Origin of the sequence: Streptomyces sp. NPDC005899, from assembly GCF_040629645.1 — a bacterium.
Taxonomy (GTDB): domain Bacteria; phylum Actinomycetota; class Actinomycetes; order Streptomycetales; family Streptomycetaceae; genus Streptomyces.
Window position 1 is genome coordinate 1 of sequence record NZ_JBEXWB010000234.1, and the last position, 10313, is coordinate 10313.

The 10313-nt window shown below is 70.0% G+C and carries 12 protein-coding genes and 1 tRNA gene; 7 read left to right on the top strand and 6 right to left on the bottom strand.

The genetic code is table 11. The features are described from left to right. Positions 1-111 precede the first annotated feature (111 nt). A complete protein-coding gene (locus ABZ371_RS22835; protein ID WP_358682693.1) occupies positions 112-582 on the bottom strand; it encodes a type II toxin-antitoxin system PemK/MazF family toxin in 471 nt (156 codons plus the stop codon). Between the two features lie 172 nt (positions 583-754). Between ABZ371_RS22835 and ABZ371_RS22840 the strand changes: the two genes are divergently transcribed. Continuing rightward, entirely contained in the window at positions 755-1507 is a 753-nt protein-coding gene (locus ABZ371_RS22840) for an MBL fold metallo-hydrolase (RefSeq protein WP_358682695.1), read from the top strand. A gap of 92 nt (positions 1508-1599) precedes the next feature. On the opposite strand, the gene ABZ371_RS22845 is transcribed toward ABZ371_RS22840, so the two are convergent. Both ABZ371_RS22845 and ABZ371_RS22850 read right to left on the bottom strand, forming a co-directional pair. Further along, positions 1600-2862, bottom strand: coding sequence for a PTS transporter subunit EIIC (locus tag ABZ371_RS22845; protein WP_358682697.1), 1263 nt, complete (start codon positions 2860-2862; stop codon positions 1600-1602). 250 nt (positions 2863-3112) lie between these two features. Continuing rightward, the gene (locus tag ABZ371_RS22850; protein WP_358682699.1) at positions 3113-4372 is read right to left on the bottom strand and encodes a PTS transporter subunit EIIC; all 1260 of its coding nucleotides are present in this window, start codon (positions 4370-4372) and stop codon (positions 3113-3115) included. 218 nt (positions 4373-4590) lie between these two features. Here ABZ371_RS22850 and ABZ371_RS22855 point away from each other — a divergent pair, with 218 nt between their 5' ends. From ABZ371_RS22855 to rdgB, 4 genes are all read left to right on the top strand, one after another. Further along, the gene (locus ABZ371_RS22855) at positions 4591-4824 is read left to right on the top strand and encodes a PTS glucose/sucrose transporter subunit IIB (RefSeq protein WP_014156020.1); all 234 of its coding nucleotides are present in this window, start codon (positions 4591-4593) and stop codon (positions 4822-4824) included. A gap of 201 nt (positions 4825-5025) precedes the next feature. Further along, positions 5026-5763 (top strand): ribonuclease PH, encoded by a 738-nt coding sequence (gene rph / locus ABZ371_RS22860; protein ID WP_358682701.1) that lies wholly within the window; start codon positions 5026-5028, stop codon positions 5761-5763. A gap of 111 nt (positions 5764-5874) precedes the next feature. After that, on the top strand, positions 5875-6264 hold the full coding sequence (locus tag ABZ371_RS22865) for a hypothetical protein (protein ID WP_358682703.1): 390 nt from the start codon (positions 5875-5877) through the stop codon (positions 6262-6264). Between the two features lie 20 nt (positions 6265-6284). Then, on the top strand, positions 6285-6887 hold the full coding sequence (gene rdgB / locus ABZ371_RS22870) for an RdgB/HAM1 family non-canonical purine NTP pyrophosphatase (RefSeq protein ID WP_358682705.1): 603 nt from the start codon (positions 6285-6287) through the stop codon (positions 6885-6887). Positions 6888-6951: 64 nt separating this feature from the next. Here the strand turns inward: rdgB and ABZ371_RS22875 are convergent. From ABZ371_RS22875 to bcp, 3 genes are all read right to left on the bottom strand, one after another. Then, a tRNA-Leu gene (locus ABZ371_RS22875) sits at positions 6952-7035 on the bottom strand. Between the two features lie 231 nt (positions 7036-7266). Beyond that, entirely contained in the window at positions 7267-8763 is a 1497-nt protein-coding gene (gene proP / locus ABZ371_RS22880) for a glycine betaine/L-proline transporter ProP (RefSeq protein WP_358682707.1), read from the bottom strand. 136 nt (positions 8764-8899) lie between these two features. Beyond that, positions 8900-9367, bottom strand: coding sequence for a thioredoxin-dependent thiol peroxidase (bcp, locus tag ABZ371_RS22885; RefSeq protein ID WP_358682709.1), 468 nt, complete (start codon positions 9365-9367; stop codon positions 8900-8902). Between the two features lie 129 nt (positions 9368-9496). Between bcp and ABZ371_RS22890 the strand changes: the two genes are divergently transcribed. Both ABZ371_RS22890 and ABZ371_RS22895 read left to right on the top strand, forming a co-directional pair. Beyond that, positions 9497-9817 carry a DUF3618 domain-containing protein gene (locus ABZ371_RS22890; RefSeq protein WP_358682711.1) on the top strand — a complete coding sequence of 107 codons (321 nt, stop codon included), beginning with the start codon at positions 9497-9499 and terminating at the stop codon, positions 9815-9817. 76 nt (positions 9818-9893) lie between these two features. Further along, positions 9894-10232 carry a co-chaperone GroES gene (locus ABZ371_RS22895; protein ID WP_358682713.1) on the top strand — a complete coding sequence of 113 codons (339 nt, stop codon included), beginning with the start codon at positions 9894-9896 and terminating at the stop codon, positions 10230-10232. Positions 10233-10313 lie beyond the last annotated feature (81 nt).

Here is a 10313-nt window from a genome sequence, read left to right on the forward strand (position 1 = left end):
CCGCGCCCACGCACGGTGGTCACGGCCAGGCCGGGCCGTGCGATGGTCACGGCCACGCCGCCGTCCGCCGCGCGCGACCCCCACCGGCGTGCCGGCCAGGGGACGCGGGGGCTACACCAGCCCGCGCACCCGCTCCCACAGCTCCGCGTCCACCGAGCCCGCCCTGCGGCGGAACCCCGACACGGCCACATCCCGCAGCTCGTCCGTCTCCAGGTAACTCGGCCGCCCCCGCGCGTCCCCCACCGTCCCCGACGGCAGCGCGATCACCCCGGGCCGCTCCTCGTGGTGCTTGCTGGTGATCTTGGCGACGACCGCCGTGCCGCCCCGTACGGACAGCACCAGGCACGGCCGGTCCTTGGACCCGGGGCCGTCCTCGAACGGCACGTCCGCCCACCAGATCTCCCCCGGCCGCGGCTTTCCGTGCGGCCGTGTCCGCCTCCGCTCCGGCGCCCGCCCCGGCGGGCGGACCCTTCCGCCCGGCCTCCGCGGCCCGCGGTCGCCCCGCCCCCGCCCGTCGGAGACCGCCGCGACGAGAGCCAGCAGGACGACGGCGGCCAGCGCCACCCACCACCACGTGTTCATCACCCGACCGTACCGGTGTCCCCGCCCGCCCGGGCTTCCATCGAACCGGTGACAGCACAGGTGAGTTCCCCCACAACGGCAGGCCGTGGAGGAGCGACCAGCGGTTTCGCGCCTTACGCTCGACGGACCGCACGAACCCTCCTCGCTCCCACGTCTCGGAGGTTCACGCTCCATGAAGCTCACCGTCGTCGGCTGCTCCGGCTCGTTCCCGTCCGCGGGTTCGGCATGCTCGAGCTACCTCGTAGAGGCCGACGGCTTCCGGCTGCTCCTCGACATGGGCAACGGCGCCCTCGGTGAGCTGCAGCGCCATGTGGGTCTGTACGACCTCGACGCCATCTTCCTCAGCCACCTCCACGCCGATCACTGCATCGACATGTGCGCGTACTTCGTCGTCCGGTACTACCGCTTCGACGGCGGGCGCCCCGCCGCGATCCCCGTGTACGGCCCCGAGGGCACCGAGCAGCGGCTGACGACCGCCCACGCCGACACCCCGTCCGACCACGCGATGGGCGAGGTCTTCGACTTCCACACGCTCAAGTCCGGTTCCTTCGAGATCGGCCCCTTCTCGGTCCGCACGGAGAAGCTCCGCCACCCCGTCGACACGTTCGGGATCCGCGTCGAGCACGACGGCCGCTCCCTCGCCTACTCCGGCGACACCGGCGTCTGCGAGGGACTGGCGGAACTCGCCGAGGACGCCGACCTGTTCCTCTGCGAGGCCTCGTTCGTCCACGGCAAGGAGGACATCCCCGACCTCCACCTCAACGGCCGCGAAGCGGGCGAGTACGCCGCACGCGCCGGAGCGGGACGCCTGGTCCTCACGCACATCCCGCCGTGGACCGACGCCGAGCGCAACCTCGCCGACGCCCGCGAGGTCTACGACGGCCCGGTCGAGCTGGCCGCGCCGGGCGCGGTGTACGAGATCTAGCGCATTCGGCGCCCCGGACACGACGGAGCCCCCGCCATCCCTTCGAGCGGGAGGCGGGGGCTCTGCCGTGTCCGTGACGGGCCGTTGGGGGCTTACGCCTTGGTCAGGTCCTCGACCTCTTCCTCGGGCTCACGGCCCGGGGTGGTGAGGTTGAACTTGGTGATGGCGAACCGGAAGACCACGTAGTAGATCGCCGCGAAGACGAGGCCGATCGGGATGATCATCCACGGCTTCGTCGCCAGGTTCCAGTTCAGGAAGTAGTCGATCGCGCCGGCGGAGAAGCTGAAGCCGTGGTGCACGCCCAGGCCCCACGTGACGGCCATCGACACGGCGGTCAGCACCGCGTGGATGACGTAGAGCAGCGGCGCGATGAACATGAACGCGAACTCGATCGGCTCCGTGATGCCGGTGACGAACGAGGTCAGCGCGAGGGACATCATCATGCCGCCGACGGCCTTGCGGCGTTCGGGCCGGGCGCAGTGCGTGATCGCCAACGCGGCGGCGGGCAGCGCGAACATCATGATCGGGAAGAAGCCGGACATGAACTGACCGGCCGAGGGGTCACCGTGGAAGAAGCGCGGCAGGTCGCCGTGCCACATACCGCCCGCGGAGTCCTTGAAGGAGCCGATCTCCTGCCAGGCCACCGTGTTCACGAACTGGTGCATGCCGACCGGCAGCAGAGCGCGGTTGACGACACCGAAGACACCGGCGCCGATGGCGCCCAGTCCGGTCATCCACTCGCCGAAGTTGGTGATGAGGTCACCTATCGGCTCCCAGACCAGGCCGAAGAGAACACCCATGACGGTGCCGACGAAGGCCATGATGATGGGGACGAGCCGGCGGCCGTTGAAGAAGCCGAGCCAGTCCACGAGCTTGGTGCGGTGGTAGCGCTGCCAGATGACGGCGGCCAGGAGGCCCATGATGATGCCGCCGAAGACCTTCGGGTCGTTGTACGTCGCGGCGACGTCCACGCCCTTGTTGGCGGTGGTGTTGACGACGGCGTCGGAGGTCGGGAACGCGGTCAGCACGTTCTTGTAGACCAGGAAGCCGACCAGGGCGGCGAGCGCGGTGGAACCGTCGGCCTTCTTGGCGAAACCGATGGCGATACCGACGCAGAACAGCAGCGGCAGGTTGGCGAAGACCGCGTCACCGGCAGTCGCGAAGACCGTGGCGACCTTGCCCCAGCCGAGGCCGTCGGCCCCGAAGACATCGGGCTGGCCGAGGCGGAGCAGAATGCCCGCTGCCGGCAGCACGGCGATCGGCAGCTGCAGGCTGCGACCCACCTTCTGCAGGCCCTGGAACACGCCGGCGCCCCGCTTCTTCGCGGGCGCGGCCGGAGCGGTGTCCGTACTCATCAACTTCCTCCAGTAGGCAAGGCGCCGCCATGGACAGGGATCGCGGAGGGCGGCGACTCGAGGAACGCGGCGGGGGACGGCCGCGTGGTCTGGACCACTCAGTGGTGTAGACCAGTTTTAGCACGGTGAGGGTTAAATAAGGAACCTGCAATTCCCTCCCATGTGCGGTGTAGTTCCACCAGCACCCTGGGTGACGCGGCGAAGGCCCCCGGACCGTCGGGTCCGGGGGCCTTCGCGCGGGGCGGGAGGGTTACTTCGTCAGGTCCTCCTCCACCTTCTCCTCCTCGTCGGGAGGTTCACGCCCTGGGGTCTGGAGGTTGAACTTCGTGATGGCGAACCGGAAGACCGCGTAGTAGATGATCGCGAAACAGAGCCCGATCGGGATGATCAACCACGGCTTCGTGTCCAGGTGCCAGTTGACGACGTAGTCGATCAGTCCGGCGGAGAAGCTGAACCCCGCGTGCACCCCGAAGGCCCAGGTGACGCCCATCGAGACGCCGGTGAGGATCGCGTGCGCGCCGTACAGGAGCGGCGCGACGAACAGGAACGAGAACTCCAGGGGCTCGGTCACGCCCGTCACGAACGACGTCAGGGCCACCGACAGCATCAGCCCGCCGACCTCCTTGCGGCGCTCCGGCCGCGCGGTGTGGGCGATGGCCAGCGCGGCCGCGGGCAGGCCGAACATCATGATCGGGAAGAAGCCCGAGGTGAACTGGCCGGCCGAGGGGTCCCCGGCGAAGAAGCGGGAGATGTCGCCCTGGACGGTGCCGCCGTCGCTCCCCGTGAACTCGCCCGCCTGGAACCAGAAGAACGTGTTCAGGAACTGGTGCATGCCGATCGGGATCAGTAGCCGGTTGGCGAAGCCGAAGATCGCCGCGCCCCACGCGCCGAGATCGATCAGCTGCTTGGCGAACCACGTCAGCGCGTCACCCACCGGCTGCCACAGCAGCCCGAACAGCACGCCGAGGATCACGCAGAGGAACGCCATCAGGATCGGCACGAGCCGGCGCCCGTTGAAGAAGCCGAGCCAGTCGACCAGTTTGGTGCGGTGGTAGCGCTGCCAGACGACGGCCGTGAGCAGCCCGATGATGATGCCGCCGAGCACCCCCGGGTTCTGCGGTACGCCGTCGGGTGTGGCCTCGGTGACCGTGTCGTCGACGGGGAACGCGGCCAGCACGCCCCGGTAGACGAGGAAGCCGACGACCGCGGCGAGCGCCGTCGAGCCGTCGGCCTTCTTCGCGAAGCCGATCGCCACCCCGATGCAGAACAGCAGGGGCAGGCCCACCTCGCCGTCGAGGATCGCCGTCCCGCCGTTGAGGAGGACCTTGGCGAACTTGTCCCAGAAGGCACCGTGCAGGGAGGAGTCGAAGAGGTTGCCGAGGCTGACCAGCAGGCCCGCCGCCGGCAGGACGGCCACCGGCAGTTGCAGGCTCCGGCCGACCTTCTGCAAGCCTTGGACCGGCCCGTTCCACCACTTGCGCTGCGGTGCTGCAGCCGCGTTCGAGCTCATCGGCATCCTCCCGGAACACGCCAGGTTTGGCGGGCGTTGCAAACTGGTGTAGACCAGTCGCGATACGGTGCGGAGCCCGCCGAAAGACAGGGCGCCGGTGATCGTCATCATTGGGGACTGCGCGGTTACCCGCCCGTGAAGTTGGGCCAACCGTGCGTTACCGTGACGAAACGGACCCACGGTGGGCCGCCCACGCACGCACAGACCAGGAGAAGGACATGGCCAGCAAGGCTGAGAAGATCGTCGCCGGGCTCGGCGGTATCGAGAACATCGACGAGATCGAAGGCTGCATCACCCGGCTCCGCACCGAGGTGCACGACCCGAGCAAGGTCGACGAGGCCGCGCTCAAGGCCGCCGGCGCCCACGGCGTCGTCAAGATGGGGACCGCGATCCAGGTCGTCATCGGCACCGACGCCGACCCCATCGCCGCCGACATCGAAGACATGATGTGACCGTCTGACCTCCCGGCCCACCCCGGCCGGCCCACCGCGGTCCCGCACCGCACCGCAGGCCCCGCTCCCGCCGACCCCACCGGCGCGGAGCGGGGCCTGCGGCACGGGCACCGGCCCCGCCGGGCCGCCACCCGACGGCCGGCTAAGGGGCCCGGCGGCACCCGAACGGAGCCACCCCCGCCAGCCGATAGGCTCGGCGCCATGTCTCGCATCGACGGCCGCACCCCCGAACAGCTCCGCCCCGTCACCATCGAACGCGGATGGAGCAAGCACGCCGAAGGCTCCGTACTCGTCTCCTTCGGCGACACCAAGGTCTTCTGCACCGCCTCCGTCACCGAGGGCGTCCCGCGCTGGCGCAAGGGCAGCGGCGAAGGCTGGGTCACCGCCGAGTACTCCATGCTGCCCCGCTCCACGAACACCCGCGGCGACCGCGAAGCCGTGCGCGGCAAGATCGGTGGGCGCACCCACGAGATCAGCCGGCTCATCGGCCGCTCGCTCCGCGCCGTCATCGACTACAAGGCGCTCGGCGAGAACACCGTCGTCCTGGACTGCGACGTGCTCCAGGCCGACGGCGGTACCCGCACCGCCGCCATCACCGGTGCCTACGTCGCCCTCGCCGACGCCATCTCCTGGGCCCAGGGCAAGAAGATCGTCAAGCACGGACGCAAGCCCCTCACCGGCACCGTCGCCGCGATCAGCGTCGGCATCGTCGACGGCGTCCCCCTCCTCGACCTCTGCTACGAGGAGGACGTCCGCGCCGAGACCGACATGAACGTCGTCTGCACCGGCGACGGGCGCTTCGTCGAGATCCAGGGCACCGCCGAGGCCCAGCCCTTCGACCGCACCGAACTCGGCGCGCTCCTCGACCTCGCCACCGCCGGCTGCACCGACCTGGCGGCCCTCCAGGCCGAGGCGCTCGCCCGCACGCTCGGGAAGTAGATCCGGGTAAGGAAGCAACCAGGAAGGCGCCGCAGAGCGTCGTCACGCGTACGGGCGCACGGGTCGAACCGTGCGCCCGTCCACGCATCCGCCCCGGGGAGGGACCGCACCATGGCATCGCGCCGCCACCACCGCACCGCACTCGCCGTCACGGCCACCCTGCTGACACTCACCGCGGCAGCCGGCTGCGGAGCCGTCGACAAGGCCCTGGACTGTGTCCGCACCGCCGACGCCATCGCCACCAGCGTCGACAACCTCCAGCAGGCGGTATCCAACGCCTCCGACGACCCCACGCAGGCCTCCGAGGCCCTGGACCAGATCGACAAGGAACTCCGGCAGCTCGGCGACACCACGGACAACGCCGACCTCGGCAAGGCCGTCGACGACCTCCAGGCGGGCGTCACCAACGTCCGCGGCTCCATCGAGAAGGGCGACGCCACCCCCGACATCACCCCGGTCACGGACGCCGCCACCGAGATCGGCAAGGTCTGCACACCCTGATCCCCGGCGATAATCGACGCATGACCCGCCTGATCCTCGCCACCCGCAACGCCGGGAAAGTCACCGAACTCCACGCGATCCTCGCCGACGCGGGCCTCACCCACGAACTCGTCGGCGCGGACGCCTATCCCGAGGTCCCGGACGTCCGGGAGACCGGCGTCACCTTCGCCGAGAACGCCCTCCTCAAGGCGCACGCCCTGGCCCGCGCCACCGGCCACCCGGCCGTCGCCGACGACTCCGGCCTCTGCGTCGACGTCCTGGGCGGCGCTCCCGGGATCTTCTCGGCCCGCTGGTCCGGCACCCACGGGAACGACCAGGCCAACCTGGACCTGCTCCTGGCCCAGCTCTCCGACATCGACACCCCCCACCGCGGGGCCTACTTCGCCTGTGCGGCCGCCCTGGCGCTTCCCGACGGAACCGAACGCGTGGTGGAGGGCCGCCTGACCGGCATCCTGCGCCACGCCCCCGCGGGGAGCCACGGCTTCGGCTACGACCCGATCCTCCAGCCGGACGACGAGACGCGCACCTGCGCGGAGCTGACCCCGGCGGAGAAGAACGCGATCAGCCACCGGGGGAAGGCGTTCCGCGCGCTGGTGCCCGTGGTGCGCGAGCTGGTGGGCTGAGCCGCCCCGTCACACACGCCGCGAGGGGCCGGCCCCGGTCAGGGCCGGCCCCTCGCGGTTCCGGTGCGGCCGGTGGGATTCGAACCCACACGGGATTTCTCCCACGGCGATCTAAACGCCGCTCGGCTGCCAGTTACGACACGGCCGCATGTCCTGGACCATGCTAACGGGAGGCCGTCCCGCACGGTACGCGCCCACGGACCACTTGACGCCGTCGCCCGTCCGCCGCACCGCGCGTCCGCCGGTGCGGACGCCCCGCCGATGCCCGCCGGCGCTCCGGCCGGGCGCCGTCCGTGTGGTCGCTCCCGGAGCGCCCCGGAAAGCGGAAGGTCCCGCACCGCTTCTGGAGCGGTACGGGACCTCGCGGGAGGACCGTGCGTCAGAACTTCGGCTCGGGGCTCTGGGCGTGGACCAGTTCGGCGGCCTCTTCCTCGGTCTCGACCGAGGGCGGGGAGCCGGCCAGGGGCTTGTTGGCGGTCTCCTCCATGCACGCCACCGCGATCACACCGACCAGGGCCGCCGCCATCGCGTAGTACGCCGGCATGAGGTTCGAGCCGGACCAGCTGATCAGCGCCGTGATCACCAGCGGGGTCGTGCCGCCGAAGATCGAGGCGGAGAGGTTGTAGCCGACCGACAGTGATCCGTAGCGGACGTTCGTCGGGAAGAGCGCGGGCAGGGCGGCCGACATCGTGCCCAGCATGCAGACCAGGGACAGGCCGAGCATCAGCATGCCGATGGCGATGGCCGGGATGCTGCCCTGGCGGATCAGGAGGAAGGAGGGGAGCGACAGGACGAGGAATCCCAGCATGCCCGCCATCAGCAGCGGCTTACGGCCGAAGCGGTCGGAGAGCTTGCCGAACCGGCTGATGACCAGCATCAGGAAGACCATGACGGCGAGCAGGATGAGCAGCCCGTGGGTCTCGCTGTAGCCGAGCTCGTCGGAGAGGTACGTCGGCATGTACGACAGCAGCATGTAGTCGGCGATGTTGTACGCGCCGACGAGCGCGATGCACAGGATCAGCGTGGGCCAGTACTGCCGGAAGATCTTGGCGAGGTCGCCCTTGGCGGTGGACTCGACGTGGTCGGCGGCCTCGGTGGCGTGGGCGGTGCCGCCCTCGAGCTTCTGGAAGGCCGGGGTCTCGTCGAGGCGCAGTCGCAGGTAGAGGCCGACGAGGCCGAGGGGGCCCGCGACGAGGAACGGGATGCGCCAGCCCCAGGACTCCATCTGCCCGGTGTCCAGCAGGGCGTAGAGGAGGGTGACCAGGCCCGCGGCGCCGACGTATCCGGCGAGGGTGCCGAACTCGAGGAAGCTGCCGAAGAAGCCGCGGCGCTTGTCGGGGGCGTACTCGGCGATGAAGGTGGACGCGCCGCCGTACTCGCCACCGGTGGAGAAGCCCTGGAGCATACGGAAGAAGATCAGCAGGACCGCCGCCCAGACGCCGATCGTGCCGTGGGACGGGATCAGGCCGATGGCGAAGGTGCCGATCGCCATGAGGATCATGGTGAGGGCGAGGACCTTCTTGCGGCCGATCTTGTCACCCATGGGGCCGAAGAACATTCCTCCGAGCGGGCGCACGAGGAAGGCCACGGCGAAGGTCGCGAACGAGGAGAGGAGCTGGGTGGTGTCGTTCCCTGACGGGAAGAAGACGTGCCCGATTGTGACGGCCAGGTAGGAGTAGATACCGAAGTCGAACCATTCCATGGCGTTACCGAGAGACGCCGCCTTGACCGCGCGCTTGACCGCCTGGTCGTCGGTGATCGTGATGTCGGTCCGACGGAGCCGGGGGTTCTGCCGCTTCCTGATCGCGCGGAAGAGCGCGGGGTGGCGTTTGACCGCGTCCGGGTCGGCCGCCTGTGGGGGGTCGGAGGCCGCCATGGCCGGTTCCTTTCCTTGAACGATGTTTCAGGAAAGGCTTCTGCGCCGTCATGGCGTGTGCAAACCGGATCCGTGGCCGAATGCGATGCCGGTCACATCGATCTGAGGTTTCCGGCCACGGCGCGCCCGCTCGGTCTCAGATACCGAGATCCCTGATGATCTTCGCCACGTGGCCGGTCGCCTTGACGTTGTAGAGAGCCCGTTCCACCTTGCCCTCTTCGTCGACCACGATCGTGGAGCGGATGACCCCCGTCACCACTTTGCCGTAGAGCTTCTTCTCGCCGTAGGCGCCGTATGCCTCCAGCGTCTCCTTGGAGGGGTCGCCGACCAGGGTGACCGCGAGGTCCTCCTTCTCGCGGAACTTCGCGAGCTTCTCCGGCTTGTCCGGGGACACGCCGATGACGTCGTAGCCGGCGCCGGCGAGGAGCTCGAGGTTGTCGGTGAAGTCGCAGGCCTGCTTGGTGCAGCCCGGGGTGAGCGCCGCGGGGTAGAAGTAGACGATGACCTTGCGGCCCTTGTGGTCCGCGAGCGAGACCTCCTTGCCGTCGGCGTCCGGAAGGGTGAAGGCGGGGGCGGTGTCGCCGGGCTGGAGTCGCTCGCTCATGTCTCTCCTCGAGTGGCACGCGGACTGTGTGGCACCGAGCGTAATAGGGGGTGCCGCCGGGTGTCGGGGCGGCTCAGCTGACAGACTGTCGATGACGGTTTACCCGACGAAGACCACGGAGGCGGCGCAGTGTCGGAAATCAGGACCCCTGCGCAGATCGAGGCGGACATCATCAGCAGGCGTGAGCGGCTTGCCGTGGTGCTGGACGAGATCGGGGTGCGGATGCACCCGAAGACGATGATGGGCGACGCCAAGGCCAGGGTGGCGTCGACGGTGGACCGGACGGCCGGGCGCGCGTTCGTGGCGGTGAACCGGTCGGTGTCGGACGTGCGCGCGCAGTTCGTCGCGGAGGACGGCTCGCCGCGGCTGGAGCGGGTGGTCCCCGCGGTGCTGGTGGTTGCGGGGGCGGTGGCGCTGCTGACGGTGTCGGCGCGGCGCAGGAAGCGCTGACACCCCGTCGCCGGCGGCCCGGAGGCGTGGGGGCGGGTGCGGGGCAGGTAGATTTCCGGGCGTGAGCGACAACGGCGTGAGCGAGAACCCCGACGACAAGCTGCCCATTCGCATGCTGCACGACCGTGTGCTGGTCCGGTCCGATACGCCGGAGGGTGAGCGGCGGTCGGGGGGCGGCATCCTGATTCCGGCGACGGCCGCGGTGGGGAGGCGGCTCGCCTGGGCCGCGGTGGTCGCGGTCGGCCAGAACGTGCGGACGGTGGAGCCGGGTGACCGGGTGCTGTACGACCCCGAGGACCGTGCGGAGGTCGAGGTGCGGGGCGTGGCCTACGTGCTGATGCGGGAGCGGGATCTGCACGCGGTGGCGGCGGACCGGTTCGAGGGGTCCGTGGACTCGACGGGCCTGTATCTGTAGGACGCGATCGCAGGACGGGGTCGTGTGTACGGCTCGGCGCGGGGCGGACGCCTCGCGGATCTTCCGGGTGAGGTCCAGGCC

Excerpts from the sequence above, each read along its gene's own strand:
- ABZ371_RS22835 (WP_358682693.1), bottom strand. The coding sequence starts at position 582 with ATGAACACGTGGTGGTGGGTGGCGCTGGCCGCCGTCGTCCTGCTGGCT.
- ABZ371_RS22840 (WP_358682695.1), top strand. The coding sequence starts at position 755 with ATGAAGCTCACCGTCGTCGGCTGCTCCGGCTCGTTCCCGTCCGCGGGT.
- ABZ371_RS22845 (WP_358682697.1), bottom strand. The coding sequence starts at position 2,862 with ATGAGTACGGACACCGCTCCGGCCGCGCCCGCGAAGAAGCGGGGCGCC.
- ABZ371_RS22850 (WP_358682699.1), bottom strand. The coding sequence starts at position 4,372 with ATGAGCTCGAACGCGGCTGCAGCACCGCAGCGCAAGTGGTGGAACGGG.
- ABZ371_RS22855 (WP_014156020.1), top strand. The coding sequence starts at position 4,591 with ATGGCCAGCAAGGCTGAGAAGATCGTCGCCGGGCTCGGCGGTATCGAG.
- rph (WP_358682701.1), top strand. The coding sequence starts at position 5,026 with ATGTCTCGCATCGACGGCCGCACCCCCGAACAGCTCCGCCCCGTCACC.
- ABZ371_RS22865 (WP_358682703.1), top strand. The coding sequence starts at position 5,875 with ATGGCATCGCGCCGCCACCACCGCACCGCACTCGCCGTCACGGCCACC.
- rdgB (WP_358682705.1), top strand. The coding sequence starts at position 6,285 with ATGACCCGCCTGATCCTCGCCACCCGCAACGCCGGGAAAGTCACCGAA.
- proP (WP_358682707.1), bottom strand. The coding sequence starts at position 8,763 with ATGGCGGCCTCCGACCCCCCACAGGCGGCCGACCCGGACGCGGTCAAA.
- bcp (WP_358682709.1), bottom strand. The coding sequence starts at position 9,367 with ATGAGCGAGCGACTCCAGCCCGGCGACACCGCCCCCGCCTTCACCCTT.